Annotated in this window: 16 protein-coding genes; 13 read left to right on the forward strand and 3 right to left on the reverse strand. The window is 58.3% G+C overall.

What is annotated here, in order from left to right:
- Positions 1 to 179 precede the first annotated feature (179 nt).
- The 4 genes from trxB to infA all read left to right on the forward strand — a co-directional run bounded on the left by trxB (position 180) and on the right by infA (position 2977).
- Positions 180 to 1139, forward strand: coding sequence for a thioredoxin-disulfide reductase (gene trxB / locus AD668_RS19540; RefSeq protein WP_053161436.1), 960 nt, complete (start codon positions 180 to 182; stop codon positions 1137 to 1139).
- Positions 1140 to 1201: 62 nt separating this feature from the next.
- Positions 1202 to 1882, forward strand: coding sequence for a leucyl/phenylalanyl-tRNA--protein transferase (gene aat, locus AD668_RS19545; RefSeq protein WP_053161505.1), 681 nt, complete (start codon positions 1202 to 1204; stop codon positions 1880 to 1882).
- 57 nt (positions 1883 to 1939) lie between these two features.
- Positions 1940 to 2647 (forward strand): arginyltransferase, encoded by a 708-nt coding sequence (locus tag AD668_RS19550; RefSeq protein WP_053161437.1) that lies wholly within the window; start codon positions 1940 to 1942, stop codon positions 2645 to 2647.
- Positions 2648 to 2758: 111 nt separating this feature from the next.
- On the forward strand, positions 2759 to 2977 hold the full coding sequence (infA, locus tag AD668_RS19555) for a translation initiation factor IF-1 (RefSeq protein WP_002553999.1): 219 nt from the start codon (positions 2759 to 2761) through the stop codon (positions 2975 to 2977).
- Positions 2978 to 3204: 227 nt separating this feature from the next.
- Here the strand turns inward: infA and clpA are convergent, their stop codons facing one another.
- Positions 3205 to 5475, reverse strand: a complete 2271-nt coding sequence (clpA, locus tag AD668_RS19560; RefSeq protein WP_053161438.1) for an ATP-dependent Clp protease ATP-binding subunit ClpA — start codon at positions 5473 to 5475, stop codon at positions 3205 to 3207.
- A 30-nt stretch (positions 5476 to 5505) separates the two neighbouring features.
- Positions 5506 to 5889, reverse strand: a complete 384-nt coding sequence (clpS, locus tag AD668_RS19565) for an ATP-dependent Clp protease adapter ClpS (protein ID WP_020799529.1) — start codon at positions 5887 to 5889, stop codon at positions 5506 to 5508.
- A 224-nt stretch (positions 5890 to 6113) separates the two neighbouring features.
- Between clpS and cspD the strand changes: the two genes are divergently transcribed.
- The gene (cspD, locus tag AD668_RS19570) at positions 6114 to 6380 is read left to right on the forward strand and encodes a cold shock domain-containing protein CspD (protein WP_053161439.1); all 267 of its coding nucleotides are present in this window, start codon (positions 6114 to 6116) and stop codon (positions 6378 to 6380) included.
- 80 nt (positions 6381 to 6460) lie between these two features.
- Here the strand turns inward: cspD and icd are convergent, their stop codons facing one another.
- A complete protein-coding gene (gene icd, locus AD668_RS19575; protein ID WP_053161440.1) occupies positions 6461 to 7717 on the reverse strand; it encodes an NADP-dependent isocitrate dehydrogenase in 1257 nt (418 codons plus the stop codon).
- Here icd and AD668_RS29685 point away from each other — a divergent pair.
- The 8 genes from AD668_RS29685 (at position 7716) to AD668_RS19610 (ending at position 16062) form a co-directional block, all read left to right on the forward strand.
- A complete protein-coding gene (locus tag AD668_RS29685) occupies positions 7716 to 7883 on the forward strand; it encodes a hypothetical protein (RefSeq protein WP_172681844.1) in 168 nt (55 codons plus the stop codon). The genes icd and AD668_RS29685 overlap by 2 nt on opposite strands.
- Positions 7884 to 8211: 328 nt before the next feature.
- Positions 8212 to 10437, forward strand: coding sequence for an NADP-dependent isocitrate dehydrogenase (locus AD668_RS19580; RefSeq protein WP_053161441.1), 2226 nt, complete (start codon positions 8212 to 8214; stop codon positions 10435 to 10437).
- Positions 10438 to 10633: 196 nt separating this feature from the next.
- Positions 10634 to 11080, forward strand: a complete 447-nt coding sequence (locus AD668_RS19585; RefSeq protein ID WP_053161442.1) for an NUDIX hydrolase — start codon at positions 10634 to 10636, stop codon at positions 11078 to 11080.
- Between the two features lie 59 nt (positions 11081 to 11139).
- Positions 11140 to 12273 (forward strand): tRNA 2-thiouridine(34) synthase MnmA, encoded by a 1134-nt coding sequence (gene mnmA / locus AD668_RS19590; protein WP_053161443.1) that lies wholly within the window; start codon positions 11140 to 11142, stop codon positions 12271 to 12273.
- Positions 12270 to 12893, forward strand: coding sequence for a high frequency lysogenization protein HflD (gene hflD, locus AD668_RS19595; protein WP_053161444.1), 624 nt, complete (start codon positions 12270 to 12272; stop codon positions 12891 to 12893). The genes mnmA and hflD overlap by 4 nt, the downstream gene beginning before the upstream one ends.
- 124 nt (positions 12894 to 13017) lie before the next feature.
- Positions 13018 to 14388 (forward strand): adenylosuccinate lyase, encoded by a 1371-nt coding sequence (purB, locus tag AD668_RS19600; RefSeq protein ID WP_007972090.1) that lies wholly within the window; start codon positions 13018 to 13020, stop codon positions 14386 to 14388.
- Positions 14389 to 14474: 86 nt separating this feature from the next.
- Positions 14475 to 15644 carry a cupin domain-containing protein gene (locus AD668_RS19605; RefSeq protein WP_053161445.1) on the forward strand — a complete coding sequence of 390 codons (1170 nt, stop codon included), beginning with the start codon at positions 14475 to 14477 and terminating at the stop codon, positions 15642 to 15644.
- Positions 15637 to 16062 carry a GNAT family N-acetyltransferase gene (locus AD668_RS19610; RefSeq protein WP_053161446.1) on the forward strand — a complete coding sequence of 142 codons (426 nt, stop codon included), beginning with the start codon at positions 15637 to 15639 and terminating at the stop codon, positions 16060 to 16062. The genes AD668_RS19605 and AD668_RS19610 overlap by 8 nt, the downstream gene beginning before the upstream one ends.
- Positions 16063 to 16077: the final 15 nt, after the last annotated feature.

Genomic DNA, 16077 nt, shown 5'->3' on the forward strand with positions numbered 1-16077 from the left:
CTGCGGTTTTTATAAACACGGTACGCACTGAATATATCCAGCACGCTGGGCATTGTACGGGTTTGTACGCACGACGCCATGCTTGAGACCCTTGGGTGTAGCATAGTCAACAGCCTATGACATGCCCTTCAATTTGAGCATGCATTCTCTTTTGTGACAAAGGCTTATGAGGTGTTTTTATGATCGAAGCACAGCATCACCGCCTGATTATCCTGGGTTCCGGCCCCGCCGGTTACAGCGCAGCCGTATATGCCGCCCGCGCCAACCTCAAACCCGTTGTCATCACCGGGATACAGGCAGGTGGCCAGCTCACCACCACCGTCGAGGTCGACAACTGGCCAGGTGATGTCGAAGGACTCACCGGCCCGGCCCTGATGGAACGCATGCAAAAACACGCCGAGCGCTTTGCCACAGAGATCGTTTACGACCACATCCATACCGCCAAGTTGCAACAGCGGCCGTTCGAATTGATCGGCGATGGCGGTACTTACACCTGCGACGCCTTGATCATTGCTACCGGTGCTTCGGCGCAATACCTGGGCTTGCCGTCCGAAGAAGCATTTGCCGGCAAGGGCGTATCGGCCTGCGCAACCTGTGATGGCTTCTTTTATCGCAATCAGGTGGTCGCGGTGGTAGGCGGTGGCAACACGGCCGTAGAAGAAGCCCTGTACCTGTCGAACATCGCCAAGGAAGTGCATTTGATTCACCGCCGCGACAAGCTGCGTTCGGAGAAAATCCTCCAGGACAAACTCTTCGAAAAAGCCACCAACGGCAATGTCCGCCTGCACTGGAACCAGAATCTTGACGAAGTACTCGGCGATGCCAGTGGCGTCACCGGCGCGCGTCTGCGGGACAGCCACACAGGTGAAACCCAGGAACTGCCGCTGGCCGGGGTGTTTATCGCCATCGGCCATAAACCCAACACCGATCTGTTCACTGGGCAACTGGAAATGCGTGACGGCTATCTGCTGGTCAAGGGCGGCAGCGAAGGCGACGCCACCGCCACGGCCATCGCCGGGGTATTTGCCGCCGGCGATGTGGCTGACCATGTCTACCGCCAAGCCGTCACCTCGGCCGGGGCGGGTTGCATGGCGGCACTGGACGCTGAAAAATACCTCGACGACATTCCAACCGTTTGAAGGCAAACTTAATGGCGGGCCAACACCCGCCACTGCCCTCCCCTTCTGCAAGCCCGGACGCCATGCTGACTTGGTTACAACGCAACACCTTGCACTTCCCACCGCTGGAAAAAGCCATGCGCGACCCCAACGGGCTGCTGGCTGCCGGTGGCGATCTGTCTGCCGATCGGTTGATCTCGGCTTATCGCCACGGCTGCTTCCCTTGGTTTTCCGAAGGCCAGCCGATTCTCTGGTGGTCGCCGGATCCGCGCACCGTTCTATTTCCCGACGAATTGCACGTTTCGCGCAGCCTCAGCAAGCTATTGCGCCAACAACGTTATCAAGTGACCTTTGACGAAGATTTTGCTGCCGTCATTCGCGCTTGCGCTGCGCCCCGGGATTACGCGGATGGCACCTGGATCACTGAGGCCATGCAAGACGCCTACATCGAACTGCACCGGCGCGGGCACGCGCATTCGGTGGAAGTCTGGGATGGCGATGAACTCGTCGGCGGACTGTACGGGCTTGCGATGGGCCAATTGTTTTTCGGCGAGTCCATGTTCAGCCGCGCCGATAACGCCTCGAAATTCGGCTTTGCCACACTGGTCCGACATCTGAAAGACTCGGGTTTTGTGTTGATCGATTGCCAGATGCCGACCGATCATCTGCATAGCCTGGGCGCCCGGGCGATACCCCGCCGAGAGTTTGCCGATTTTCTGGCCAGGCACCTTGACCAACCCAACCATGCCAACTGGGTTTGCTGAGCGTCTTTTGCGCAGGTGGCTTACACTTATTCAAAAGCATTATCCCGAGGGTTGATCATGACCGAGTTGGCGCGTTTGAAGTTCTATGCCACTCAGCCGCACTCTTGCAGTTATCTGCCCGAGGAGCAGGCCACTACCTTGTTCCTCGACCCTAGCCAGCCCATGGATGTGCATGTCTATGCAGATCTGTCGGAGATGGGTTTCCGTCGCAGCGGCGATCACCTCTATCGGCCGCATTGCCAGAATTGCAACGCGTGCGTGCCGGCACGCATTCCCGTGGCGCAATTCACACCCAATCGGCAACAGAAACGCATCTTCAAGCGCAACGCCGATTTGCAGGTACGGCCGGCCAAGCCAGGATTCAGCGAAGAATACTTCGACCTCTACCAGCGCTACATCGAACAGCGTCACGCCGATGGCGACATGTACCCGCCAAGTCGCGACCAGTTTTCGACATTCCTGGTGCGCGACCTGCCGTTTTCCCGGTTCTACGAATTCCGCCTCGACGGCCGGTTGCTGGCCATCGCCGTCACCGATTTGCTGCCGAACGGAATGTCCGCGGTCTACACCTTCTACGAACCCGCGGAAGAACGCCGCAGCCTGGGACGCTACGCGATCCTCTGGCAAATCGCCGAGGCCCATCGACTGGGACTGGAAGCGGTTTATCTCGGTTACTGGATCAAAAACTGCAAAAAAATGAATTACAAGACGCAATATCGACCCATCGAACTGCTGATTAATCAGCGTTGGGTGGTTCTAAATTAGGGCAGCCCCTAAACCCCTTGGCTTAAACCCCATTTTTCGGGCACAATGCACGCCGCTTTTGCCTGGCGCAGTTGCACCGGGCCATTCATTGGACACCGAGGGCTTTACTGCATGTCGAAAGAAGACAGCTTCGAAATGGAAGGCACTGTCGTCGACACCCTGCCCAACACCATGTTTCGTGTGGAGTTGGAAAATGGGCACGTCGTAACCGCGCACATCTCCGGCAAGATGCGCAAGAACTACATCCGTATTCTTACCGGCGACAAAGTGCGCGTCGAGCTGACGCCCTATGACTTGAGCAAAGGGCGCATCACTTACCGCGCTCGCTAATCAAGTCAATACAAAACGCCCGGCTTATGCCGGGCGTTTTTGTTTGCAGATTGTTTACACGACAATCCTGTAGGCGCGAGCATGCTCGCGATGGTGGTTAACGATGACGCGGACTGCCTGGATGCCCGAGTTGTTCTGATGTTCTTCGCGAGCAAGCTCGCTCCTACAGGGGGAGCGGCAGACAACAAAAAGGCGCCTCTCGGCGCCTTTTGTTTTTCCTCTAAACGTCAGGCCATCTCGGCTGTCGTCTCGAACTCGAACGTCAGTTCGCCGTCCTTGATGTCGATGTGCACCACACCGCCATGTTCGGCGAGTTCGCCAAAGAGAATCTCTTCGGCCAGCGGACGCTTGATCTTGTCCTGGATCAGGCGAGCCATAGGTCGAGCCCCCATCGCCGAGTCGTAACCGCCAGCCGCCAGCCAGCCGCGAGCGGCATCGGTGACTTCCAGCAGCACACGCTTGTCTTCCAGTTGCGCCTGGAGCTCGGTAAGGAACTTGTCCACCACGCTCTTGATAACCTCATGACTGAGGCGACCAAACTGGATAATGGTGTCCAGACGGTTGCGGAATTCCGGCGTGAAGCTCTTCTTGATCACTTCCATAGCATCGGAGGAGTGATCCTGATAGGTGAAACCAATCGAAGCACGAGCTGCGGTCTCGGCACCGGCGTTGGTCGTCATGATGACGATCACGTTACGGAAATCCGCCTTGCGCCCGTTGTTGTCGGTCAGCGTACCGTGATCCATGACCTGCAACAGCAGGTTGAAGACTTCCGGATGCGCCTTCTCGATTTCATCGAGCAGCAGCACGCAATGAGGTTGCTTGGTGATGGCCTCGGTCAGTAGACCGCCCTGATCGAACCCGACATAGCCAGGAGGCGCGCCGATCAAACGCGAAACGGTGTGCCGCTCCATGTACTCGGACATGTCAAAACGAACCAGCTCGACACCCAACGCCTTGGCCAGTTGACGCGCCGCTTCGGTTTTACCGACACCGGTAGGCCCGGCGAACAGGAACGAACCGACGGGCTTGTCAGGTGACTTGAGACCGGCACGGGACAGCTTGATCGCGGTCGCCAAGGAGTCGATCGCGGCGTCCTGACCAAACACGGTCAACTTCAAGTCACGCTCAAGGTTACGCAACAGCTCTTTATCGGAGCTGGTGACGTGTTTTGGCGGAATTCGAGCGATCTTCGCAACGATATCCTCGACCTGAGGCACTTCAATGCGTTTAACGCGCTTTTCCACCGGCTGCAGACGCTGATAGGCACCCGCCTCATCGATGACATCAATGGCCTTGTCGGGCATATGACGATCATTGATGTAACGCGACGCCAGTTCGGCCGCTGCGCGCAGGGCTTCATCACTGTATTCGATGTTGTGATGACTCTCGAAACGCCCTTTCAGGCCTCGCAGAATGCCAATGGTGTCCTCCACCGAAGGCTCCGACACATCGACCTTCTGGAAGCGCCGGGCCAAGGCACGGTCCTTCTCGAAGATCCCGCGAAACTCCTGAAAGGTGGTAGAACCAATGCAGCGAATATCACCCGACGAGAGCAACGGCTTGAGCAGGTTCGAAGCGTCCATGACGCCGCCGGATGCAGCGCCCGCACCAATAATGGTGTGAATCTCGTCGATAAAGAGAATCGCCTGTGGGCGTTTTTTCAGCTCATTGAGCAATGCCTTGAAGCGCTTCTCGAAATCGCCACGATATTTGGTACCGGCCAGTAACGCCCCCAGATCGAGGGAATACACCACGCTGTTGGCCAGCAAATCCGGCACCTGGTTATCGACAATGCGTTTGGCCAGACCTTCGGCAATCGCGGTTTTACCCACGCCCGCCTCGCCCACCAGCAGCGGGTTGTTTTTGCGGCGACGCGCCAGGATCTGCGCGACGCGCTCGACTTCCAGCTCACGCCCCACCAGCGGATCAATACGACCCTGGCGCGCAAGTTCGTTCAAGTTGCTGGCATAAGCATCCAGAGGATTGCCTGAAGAAGAAGACTCACCGCCCTCGTCGTCCTGCATATCTTGTTCACCTTCAGAGTGATCGCCATGCCCCGGCACTTTGGAAATACCGTGGGCGATGTAGTTGACGACATCAATGCGCGCAACGCTCTGCTGTTTCAGCAGGAACACCGCCTGACTCTCTTGCTCACTGAAGATTGCGACCAGCACATTGGCGCCAGTCACTTCACGCTTGCCCGAGCTCTGTACGTGAAACACAGCACGTTGCAGTACACGCTGGAAGCCCAGGGTTGGCTGGGTTTCACGATCCTCGTCGTGTACGGGGATCAATGGCGTGGTGGAGTCGATGAACTCCTGCAGGTCATGCTTGAGTTTGTCGAGGTTTGCGCCGCACGCACGTAAAACGGTGGCGGCAGCCTCATTATCCAATAGGGCCAGCAGGAGGTGCTCGACGGTCATGAACTCATGACGCTTCGAACGGGCTTCCTTGAAGGCAAGATTGAGGGTGACTTCGAGCTCGCGGTTTAACATAGCTTCACCTCATACCCAAGTGGTCGGCGATTAACCGTCCTTCTCGATTTCACAGAGTAGCGGATGCTGGCTTTCCCTGGCGTACTGGTTGACCTGCATGGCCTTGGTCTCGGCGATGTCGCGGGTAAACACTCCACATACTGCCCGTCCTTCGGTATGGACGGCCAGCATGACCTTGGTCGCCAGCTCGCGATTCAGGTTAAAAAACACCTCGAGCACTTCGACGACGAAATCCATCGGTGTGTAGTCATCATTAAACAAAACCACCTTGTACATGGGCGGCGCCTGGAGTGCAGGCTTGGCCTCCTGAACAGCAATGCCTGCGGAATCGTCGTCGTGTTCCTCCGGGCGATCTTTCTGGAGAGTCGGGCGATCCTGATTGAATGTTAGTCGAATCTGGCTGATTGCATGCATGGAAAGAAAGGTTCGTCAGTTGTGCAAATACAGTGGTGGGGGCGGCCCTGGACGATTTCAACTCCGACTGCCTGGTCACCTTGACTATCGGCAAAACGGTGTTACAACCAATAGAGCCCACAGTGGGTAAAAAAGGTCCGCGGAGTCAACTTTTTTCTAAGAAGTGACTGCGGATAAACTGGATGATACTCCAGTGATGGAGTCTGTTGCAGAGGGAGTTGGGTATGTCAGGCGTCAAGGTCAGCGGCAAGGTCAAATGGTTCAACAACGCCAAGGGTTACGGTTTCATTAACGAGGACGGCAAGACAGAAGACCTGTTTGCCCACTATTCAGCCATTCAAATGGATGGTTATAGAACACTGAAAGCCGGCCAGGTTGTCACCTTCGAAATCATCCAGGGGCCAAAAGGCTTGCATGCCGTCAACATCGGCAACCCTGTAGAGGCTTCGACAATCACGACACCTGCCGAGCAACAGACCGTGACGGCCTAAGACCGCACCGTCATCCAGTCAAAAAAAACCGCCCGAATCCATCAACTGAATCGGGCGGTTTTTGTGCGCCTGTTGCTTGCTTACATGTGCGAGATCAACGCATCGCCGAAGCCGGAAGAGGAAACCAGCTTCGCGCCTTCCATCAGACGTTCGAAGTCATAGGTCACGGTCCTGGCGGAAATTGCGCCGTTGGTGCCCTTGATGATCAGGTCGGCTGCTTCGGTCCAGCCCATGTGACGCAGCATCATTTCAGCGGACAGGATCAGCGACCCCGGATTGACCTGGTCCTTGCCGGCGTACTTCGGCGCAGTACCGTGGGTGGCCTCGAACATCGCCACGGTGTCGGACAGGTTGGCCCCCGGCGCGATACCGATACCGCCCACTTCCGCCGCCAGGGCGTCAGAAAGGTAGTCGCCGTTCAGGTTCAGGGTCGCGATCACATCGTACTCGGCCGGGCGCAGCAGGATCTGCTGGAGCATGGCGTCGGCGATGGCATCCTTGACGATGACGTTCTTGCCGGTTTTCGGGTTCTTGAATTGCATCCACGGACCACCGTCGAGCAGGGTCGCACCGAACTCTTCAGCCGCCACTTCGTAGGCCCACTCCTTGAAGGCACCTTCGGTGAACTTCATGATGTTGCCTTTGTGCACGATAGTCAGCGAGTCGCGATCATTGTCGACCACATATTGCAGGGCCTTGCGCGCCAGACGCTTGGTGCCTTGCAGCGAAACCGGCTTGACGCCGATGCCGCAGTTTTCGTCGAAACGGATCTTGGTGACCCCCATTTCCTCTTTGAGGAACTTGATGACCTTGGTCGCTTCCGGCGAACCGGCTTTCCACTCGATACCGGCGTAGATATCTTCGGAGTTCTCGCGAAAGATCGTCATGTCGACGTCACCTGGCTTCTTCACCGGGCTTGGCACGCCTTCGAACCAGCGAACCGGGCGCAGGCAAACGTACAGGTCGAGTTGCTGGCGCAGGGCCACGTTAAGGGATCGAATACCGCCACCGACCGGGGTGGTCAGCGGGCCCTTGATGGAAACCACGTAATCCTTGACTGCGTCCAGGGTTTCCTGAGGCAGCCAGGTGTCCTGATCGTAAACCTGAGTCGCTTTCTCCCCGGCGTACACTTCCATCCAGGAAATCTTGCGCTCGCCACCGTAAGCCTTCTTAACAGCAGCATCGACAACCTTGATCATGACCGGGCTGATGTCGACACCAATGCCGTCGCCTTCGATGAAGGGGATGATCGGGTTATTAGGAACATTGAGAGAATGGTCTGCATTGACGGTGATTTTGTCGCCGACGGCTGGAACCTGAATCTTCTTGTAACCCATGCTGAACTCCATTGATTGGATTGAACATCTGGCTTGGTTCGAGCGTAACCCAGTTAAATCGGCGCGCAAACCCTATGTTCCGCCCATCTGCTGCCAACCCGCACAACTGGCGCGCTACAAGCCTGAAAGCAAAGGGAAAAATGCCAAAAGCGAGCACGACGAGTGACATTGCGCCTGGTTCGCCCCTGCGACCTTTAGACCAATGGACGATATTTGTCGTGTATGAACCATCGGCAGATTGCCAGCAACCTATGTATAATGCCGCCGCTGACTAAAGGGTCACGATGGACTGAACAGCTCTATGACGAGTGTTTCAGCCAGATGAGCCGGTCTGTTATCGCAGTCCGGCTACTTGACGCCCTACTGATGCACCCAACATCACAGCAACGAAATCTCGATATTCGGCTCATGGATGACTTTGAACGAACGCGCTTACCCGGCGCACCTCGAGTTTCTGCGCACGCTTTAGCAAAGAAGAGAGAGTTAATCCGAATATGCCCACCCGCTCGAAGATCATCTATACCTTCACCGACGAAGCTCCTGCCCTCGCCACCTATTCACTGTTGCCTATCGTAGAGGCTTTCACCGCCTCGGCTGATATCGCCGTGGAAACCCGCGATATCTCTCTTGCAGGGCGCATCCTGGCCAGCTTCCCCGAGCAACTGGGTGACAAAGCCGTAGCCGACCACCTCGCCGAACTGGGCGCTCTGGCCGTTACGCCTGAAGCCAACATCATCAAATTGCCAAACATCAGCGCCTCGGTTCCGCAACTGCAAGCCGCGATCAAAGAGCTGCAAGCTCAAGGCTTCGCACTGCCGGACTACCCTGAAACCGTCACCAGCGACGCCGACAAAGAAGCCAAGGCCCGCTACGACAAAATCAAGGGCAGCGCCGTGAACCCGGTTCTGCGCGAAGGCAACTCCGATCGCCGCGCTCCGCTGTCGGTCAAAAACTACGCTCGCAAGCACCCGCACAAAATGGGCGCCTGGGCCAAGGACTCCAAGTCCCACATCGCGCACATGAGCACCGGTGATTTCTACGGCAGCGAAAAAGCTGCCCTGATCGAAGCCGCTGACGCTGTGAAAATCGAGCTGATCGCTCAAGACGGCACCACCACCGTCCTGAAAGCAAAAACCACCGTACAAGCCGGTGAGATCCTCGATTGCGCGGTACTGAGCAAAAACGCCCTGCGCAGCTTCATCGCGGCCGAAATCGAAGACGCCAAGGCACAAGGCGTGCTGCTGTCGGTTCACCTGAAAGCCACCATGATGAAGGTCTCCGACCCGATCATGTTCGGCCAGATCGTTGCCGAGTTCTATAAAGACGCACTGACCAAGCACGCTGACGTGCTGGCACAGATCGGCTTCAACCTGAACAACGGCATCGGCGACCTGTACGCTCGCATCAAGGCCCTTCCGGCCGAGCAGCAAGCGCAGATCGAAGCTGACATTCAAGCGGTCTACGCTGTTCGTCCATCGCTGGCGATGGTCAACTCCGACAAAGGCATCACCAACCTGCACGTGCCGAGCGACGTCATCGTCGACGCCTCGATGCCAGCCATGATCCGTGACTCCGGCAAGATGTGGGGCACCGACGGCCAGCTGCACGACACCAAGGCTGTGATCCCGGATCGCTGCTACGCCACCATCTACCAGGCCGTGATCGAAGATTGCAAAGCCAACGGCGCGTTCGATCCGACCACCATGGGCAGCGTGCCGAACGTTGGCCTGATGGCGAAGAAAGCCGAAGAGTACGGTTCCCACGACAAGACTTTCCAGATCAAGGCTGACGGCGTTGTTCGCGTCACCGACAGCAAGGGCAACCTGCTGATGGAACAGTCGGTTGAAGCCGGCGACATCTTCCGCATGTGCCAGACCAAAGACGCGCCGATCCAGGACTGGGTCAAGCTGGCCGTCAACCGTGCTCGCGCAAGCAGCACTCCAGCGATTTTCTGGCTGGACCCGATGCGCGCCCACGACGGCGTAGTGATCGAGAAAGTTCAGGCTTACCTGAAGGATCACGACACTGCCGGTCTGGACATCCAGATCATGGCGCCGGTCGACGCAATGAAATTCACCCTGCAACGCACCCGCGACGGCAAGGACACCATCTCGGTGACCGGCAACGTTTTGCGCGACTACCTGACTGACCTGTTCCCGATCATGGAACTGGGCACCAGCGCCAAGATGCTGTCGATCGTGCCGCTGATGAACGGCGGTGGCCTGTTCGAAACCGGCGCTGGCGGTTCGGCACCGAAGCACGTTCAGCAGCTGCTGGAAGAAAACTTCCTGCGCTGGGATTCCCTGGGTGAGTTCCTGGCCCTGGCCGCCTCACTCGAGCACCTGGGCGTGAACTACAACAACCCCAAGGCGCTGGTTCTGGCCAAGACCCTGGATCAGGCCACTGGCCAGTTCCTGGACAACAACAAGTCGCCATCGCGCAAAGTCGGCAACATCGACAACCGCGGCAGCCACTTCTACCTGGCGCTGTACTGGGCTCAAGCCCTGGCTGCCCAGACCGAAGACGCGGCACTGCAAGCGCAGTTCGCGACCCTGGCCAAAACCCTGACCGAGAACGAGGCGACTATCGTTGCCGAACTCAACGCCGTTCAGGGCAAGCCAGTCGACATCGGCGGTTACTACCACGCCGACGCCGAGCTGATCAGCAAGGCCATGCGCCCGAGCGCGACCTTCAACGCGGCAGTTGCTGCGCTGGTGTAAGGTTGTAAGGGAACATCACAAACCCCGGCCCCGTGCCGGGGTTTGTGTTTGTGGGGATCTACGCCCCCCCCTTGTAGGAGCCGGCTTGCTGGCGATAGCGGTTTATCATTCATATCTTCGTTGACTGATACGCCGCTATCGCCAGCAAGCCGGCTCCTACAGGTTTGTATTTCAACATCAGAATTGAGGACATCTCATGGACTGGAAACCCCACATCACCGTCGCCACCATCGTCGAAGACAACGGCCGCTTCCTGATGGTCGAGGAGCTTAAGCACGGGCGAGTGGTACTCAACCAGCCCGCTGGCCACCTGGACCCGAACGAAACCCTCACCGAGGCCGCTGTGCGCGAAACCCTCGAAGAAACCGGCTGGGATGTCGAAGCAACCGGCGTCGTAGGTATTTACCTCTACACCGCCCCGAGCAACGGCGTGACCTACCAGCGGGTCTGCTTCATTGCCAAACCACTGAAACACCACCCCGATTACCAACTGGACGACGGCATCGTCGGGGCCAAGTGGTTGACCCGTGAGGAATTAATCGAGCAGCGCGACACCTGGCGCAGCGAGCTGATCATCCGTTGCATCGACGACTATCTGGCAGGCCCACACTTTGGCCTCGAATTGATCCGCCCTTCTCTTTAGCCATGCAGGCTCCAGCCTGATAGAATCGCGTCCTTTTTCAAGACACTCATTAAATCCCTATGCGTGATCCAGCCCCTTCTGACACACAAAAGAAGCGCGTCATTGTCGGCATGTCCGGCGGCGTGGACTCTTCCGTTTCTGCCCTCCTGCTGATCGAGCAGGGTTATGAGGTGGAAGGCCTGTTCATGAAGAACTGGGAAGAAGACGATGGAACGGAATACTGCACCGCCATGGACGACCTGGCGGACGCCCAGGCCGTGTGCGACAAGATTGGCATCAAGCTGCACACCGCCAATTTCGCCGCCGAGTACTGGGACAACGTATTCGAGCACTTCCTGGCCGAATACAAGGCCGGACGCACGCCGAACCCGGACATCCTGTGCAACCGCGAGATCAAGTTCAAGGCGTTCCTCGACTACGCCATGGTGCTTGGCGCCGACCTGATCGCCACCGGCCACTACGTGCGTCGCCGCGACATCGACGGCCGTACCGAACTGCTCAAGGGCCTGGACCCGAACAAGGACCAGAGCTACTTCCTGCACGCCGTGGGCGGAGAGCAGATCGCCAAGACCCTGTTCCCGGTCGGTGAGCTGGAAAAACCGCAGGTTCGTGCGATTGCCGAGAAATACGAGCTGGCGACCGCCAAGAAAAAGGATTCCACCGGAATCTGCTTTATCGGTGAACGCCGCTTCAGCGACTTCCTCAAGCAGTACCTGCCAGCGCAACCGGGCGAAATCAAGACCACCGAAGGCGAAATCATCGGTCGTCACCACGGCTTGATGTACCACACCATCGGCCAGCGACAGGGCCTGGGCATTGGCGGCTTGAAAGACGCCAGCGACGAGCCGTGGTACGTGCTGATCAAGGACCTGGAACACAACGAACTGATCGTTGGCCAGGGCAATGATCACCCATGGCTGTTCTCTCGCGCCCTGCTCGCCTCAGACATCTACTGGGTCAACCCGATCGACCTGAGCCAGCCGCGCAAGCTGACCGCCAAGGTTCGTTATCGCCAGAGTGACCAGCCGTGCACCCTGGAAAAAACCGCCAGCGGATATCGCGCGGTTTTTGATGATCCACAACGCGCGGTCACACCAGGCCAGTCCGTGGTGTTCTACGACGGTGAAATCTGCCTCGGTGGCGGCGTGATCGAAGTTGCAGAGCCGTGGACGAGCAAGGGCCAGGCCATATGAACCCCATTCAGGAGCAATTGACAGCATTGGGCGGCGTGTTTCTCGCCGCCGTGCTGGTGGACAGGATCGCCAAGACCGGCCAGACCAACGAGGCGGGCCTGACCTGCATGCTCGGCAGCCTGCTGATTCGCGACCCCAAGGACACGCTGGAAGTCTATGGTGGCGACGACATCAACCTGCGCGAAGGCTATCGCGCCCTGATCGGCGCTCTCGAACGCGACCCGAGCGCCCTGCAGCGCGAACCACTGCGCTATGCCTTGGCGATGCTCGGTCTTGAGCGTCAGCTGGCCAAGCGCGACGACATGCTCGAAGTGATCGGCAAACGCCTGCCGCAGATTCAGTCCCAGGTCGAACATTTCGGCCCGGCCCACGAAAACGTGATCGCCGCGTGCGGCGCGCTGTATCAGGACACCTTGAGCACCCTGCGCCAACGCATCCAGGTCCACGGCGACATGCGCAATCTGCAACAACCGAGCAACGCCTCGAAAATTCGCGCCCTGCTGCTCGCCGGCATTCGTTCTGCCCGCCTTTGGCGGCAATTGGGGGGGCATCGCTGGCAGCTGGTGATCAGTCGCCGCAAATTGCTCAAAGAGCTTTACCCGTTGATGCGTAACGAATAACTCGCATCGAAAGACCCGAACCAAGCAATACGCGTAATACGCCGGTCAGTTGGCGACGGACCGGCGGATTTTTTCATGTATGATACGCGCCCCATTTCGTTGCCCGACTGTCCGAGAACACCCCATGCAGCTTTCTTCGCTCACTGCGGTTTCCCCTGTTGACGGCCGCTACGCCGGCAAAACCCAGGCCCTGCGCCCAATTTTCAGCGAGTACGGCCTGATCCGTGCCCGCGTTCTGGTTGAAGTGCGCTGGCTCCAGCGCCTGGCCGCTCACCCTGCCATCAGCGAAGTGCCGGCGTTCTCCGCCGAAGCCAACGCTGTGCTCAATACCCTGGCGGAAAACTTCTCTCTGGAGCACGCCGAGCGTGTCAAGGAGATCGAGCGCACCACCAACCACGACGTCAAAGCCATCGAATACCTGCTCAAAGAGCAAGCGGCCAAGCTGCCGGAACTGGCCAAGGTCAGCGAGTTCATCCACTTTGCCTGCACCAGCGAGGACATCAACAACCTGTCCCACGCCCTGATGCTGCGCGAAGGCCGCGATGATGTGATGCTGCCGCTGATGCGCCAGACCGCCAACGCCATCCGCGAACTGGCCATCCGCTTCGCCGACGTGCCAATGCTGTCGCGCACCCACGGTCAACCGGCCTCGCCGACCACCCTGGGCAAAGAACTGGCGAACGTGGTTTACCGTCTGGAGCGCCAGATCGCTCAAGTCGCTGCCGTGCCGCTGCTGGGCAAGATCAACGGCGCTGTCGGCAACTACAACGCGCACCTGTCGGCCTACCCCGAGATCGACTGGGAAGCCAACGCCCGCGCCTTCATCGAAGACGAGCTGGGCCTGGGCTTCAACCCGTACACCACGCAGATCGAACCGCACGACTACATTGCCGAGCTGTTCGACGCGATTGCACGCTTCAACACCATCCTGATCGACTTCGACCGCGACATCTGGGGCTACATCTCCCTGGGTTATTTCAAGCAGCGCACCATCGCTGGCGAAATCGGCTCGTCGACCATGCCACACAAGGTCAACCCGATCGACTTCGAAAACTCCGAAGGCAACCTGGGTATCGCCAACGCACTGTTCCAGCACCTGGCGAGCAAACTGCCAATCTCCCGCTGGCAGCGCGACCTGACCGACTCCACCGTGCTGCGCAACCTCGGCGTCGGCTTTGCCCACAGCGTGATCGCGTACGAAGCCAGCCTCAAAGGCATCAGCAAACTGGAGCTCAACGAGCAAAAGATTGCCGCTGACCTGGACGCTTGCTGGGAAGTATTGGCCGAGCCGATCCAGACCGTGATGCGTCGCTACAACATCGAAAACCCGTACGAAAAGCTGAAAGAACTGACCCGCGGCAAGGGCATCAGCCCCGAAGCGTTGCAAACTTTCATCGACGGCCTGGACATGCCGGCCGCCGCCAAGGCTGAGCTGAAATTGCTCACCCCGGCGAACTACATCGGTAACGCTGTAGAGCAAGCCAAACGCATCTGATCGACCGCTAGACCCCTTTAAGACGCCCGGCCGCGCCGGGCGTTTTTATTCCCGTATGGAAAGTGCTTTTTTTCAATAGGTTACACATGAATCCTGACATTCCTCTGCAACTTCTGGGCGGTATCACGGCACGCGAGTTCCTGCGCGACTACTGGCAGAAAAAACCCCTGCTGATCCGCCAGGCGATTCCTGATTTCGAGAGCCCGATCGACGCCGACGAACTGGCCGGCCTGGCACTGGAAGAAGAAGTCGAATCGCGACTGATCATCGAAAATGGCGAGCGCCCATGGGAATTGCGTCGCGGCCCATTTGCCGAAGATGAATTCAGCAAGCTGCCGGAACGTGACTGGACCCTGCTGGTTCAAGCCGTTGACCAGTTCGTACCGGAAGTCAGCGAGCTGCTGGAAAATTTCCGCTTTCTGCCAAGCTGGCGCATCGACGACGTCATGATCAGTTTCGCCGCCCCAGGTGGCAGTGTCGGTCCACACTTTGACAACTACGACGTGTTCCTGTTGCAAGGCCATGGCAAGCGCAACTGGAAGATCGGCCAGATGTGCGACTCCGAAAGCCCGCTGCTGCAACACGCGGACCTGCGAATCCTCGCTGAATTCGAAGCCACCGATGAGTGGGTTCTGGAACCGGGCGACATGCTGTACCTGCCACCACGCCTGGCTCACTGCGGCGTGGCCGTCGACGACTGCCTGACCTACTCGGTCGGTTTCCGCGCTCCAAGCGCTGCTGAAGTGTTGACCCACTTCACCGACTTCCTCAGCCAGTTTCTGCCGGACGAAGAGCGCTACACGGACGCCGACGCGCAGCCTGCGACCGATCCACACCAGATCCAGCATGACGCACTCGACCGCTTGAAAAGCCTGCTGGCCGAGCACATGAGCGACGAGCGCCTGCTGCTGACCTGGTTCGGCCAATTCATGACCGAGCCGCGTTACCCTGAGCTGGTAGTTGGCCCGGAAGACATCGCAGAAGACGACGTCCTGAGCGCACTGGAAGAAGGCGCGGTACTGATCCGCAATCCGAGCGCACGCCTGGCCTGGTCTGAAGTCGATGACGACCTGCTGCTGTTCGCCAGCGGCCAGAGCCGTTATCTGCCGGGCAAACTGCGCGAACTGCTGAAGATGATCTGCGCCGCCGACGCGCTGCACGTCGACAACCTGGGTGCATGGCTGAGCGACGAAGACGGCCGCGGCCTGCTGTGTGAACTGGTCAAGCAGGGAAGCCTGGGGTTCGCCGATGAATAAGATTCACGTACGTGTCGCAAACTGGCAGAAGGACAACACCGAGATCCGGCGCATTCGTGAGACGGTGTTCGTTGCCGAGCAATCCGTTCCGCCAGAATTGGAATGGGACGCTGATGACATTGATGCAGTGCATTTTCTCGCCTACGAAGGCGACTTTCCGATTGGCACCGCCCGCCTGCTGCCCGACGGTCATGTCGGCCGGGTATCGGTGCTCAAGGACTGGCGCGGCTTGAAGGTCGGCGATGCACTGATGCAAGCGGTCATCGGTGAAGCCGAAGAGCGTGGACTGAAGCAGCAGATGCTGAGCGCCCAGGTGCAGGCTACGGCGTTCTATGAGCGCCTGGGCTTTCATATGGTCAGCGAAGAGTTCCTGGAAGCAGGGATTCCGCACGTAGACATGGTTCGCCATTCTGCTTAAGACCTTGTGGCGAGG

Source organism: Pseudomonas sp. P1.8 (assembly GCF_001269805.1).
GTDB lineage: Bacteria > Pseudomonadota > Gammaproteobacteria > Pseudomonadales > Pseudomonadaceae > Aquipseudomonas.

Excerpts from the sequence above, each read along its gene's own strand:
- trxB (WP_053161436.1), top strand. The coding sequence starts at position 180 with ATGATCGAAGCACAGCATCACCGCCTGATTATCCTGGGTTCCGGCCCC.
- aat (WP_053161505.1), top strand. The coding sequence starts at position 1,202 with ATGCTGACTTGGTTACAACGCAACACCTTGCACTTCCCACCGCTGGAA.
- AD668_RS19550 (WP_053161437.1), top strand. The coding sequence starts at position 1,940 with ATGACCGAGTTGGCGCGTTTGAAGTTCTATGCCACTCAGCCGCACTCT.
- infA (WP_002553999.1), top strand. The coding sequence starts at position 2,759 with ATGTCGAAAGAAGACAGCTTCGAAATGGAAGGCACTGTCGTCGACACC.
- clpA (WP_053161438.1), bottom strand. The coding sequence starts at position 5,475 with ATGTTAAACCGCGAGCTCGAAGTCACCCTCAATCTTGCCTTCAAGGAA.
- clpS (WP_020799529.1), bottom strand. The coding sequence starts at position 5,889 with ATGCATGCAATCAGCCAGATTCGACTAACATTCAATCAGGATCGCCCG.
- cspD (WP_053161439.1), top strand. The coding sequence starts at position 6,114 with ATGTCAGGCGTCAAGGTCAGCGGCAAGGTCAAATGGTTCAACAACGCC.
- AD668_RS29685 (WP_172681844.1), top strand. The coding sequence starts at position 7,716 with ATGCTGAACTCCATTGATTGGATTGAACATCTGGCTTGGTTCGAGCGT.
- icd (WP_053161440.1), bottom strand. The coding sequence starts at position 7,717 with ATGGGTTACAAGAAGATTCAGGTTCCAGCCGTCGGCGACAAAATCACC.
- AD668_RS19580 (WP_053161441.1), top strand. The coding sequence starts at position 8,212 with ATGCCCACCCGCTCGAAGATCATCTATACCTTCACCGACGAAGCTCCT.
- AD668_RS19585 (WP_053161442.1), top strand. The coding sequence starts at position 10,634 with ATGGACTGGAAACCCCACATCACCGTCGCCACCATCGTCGAAGACAAC.
- mnmA (WP_053161443.1), top strand. The coding sequence starts at position 11,140 with ATGCGTGATCCAGCCCCTTCTGACACACAAAAGAAGCGCGTCATTGTC.
- hflD (WP_053161444.1), top strand. The coding sequence starts at position 12,270 with ATGAACCCCATTCAGGAGCAATTGACAGCATTGGGCGGCGTGTTTCTC.
- purB (WP_007972090.1), top strand. The coding sequence starts at position 13,018 with ATGCAGCTTTCTTCGCTCACTGCGGTTTCCCCTGTTGACGGCCGCTAC.
- AD668_RS19605 (WP_053161445.1), top strand. The coding sequence starts at position 14,475 with ATGAATCCTGACATTCCTCTGCAACTTCTGGGCGGTATCACGGCACGC.
- AD668_RS19610 (WP_053161446.1), top strand. The coding sequence starts at position 15,637 with ATGAATAAGATTCACGTACGTGTCGCAAACTGGCAGAAGGACAACACC.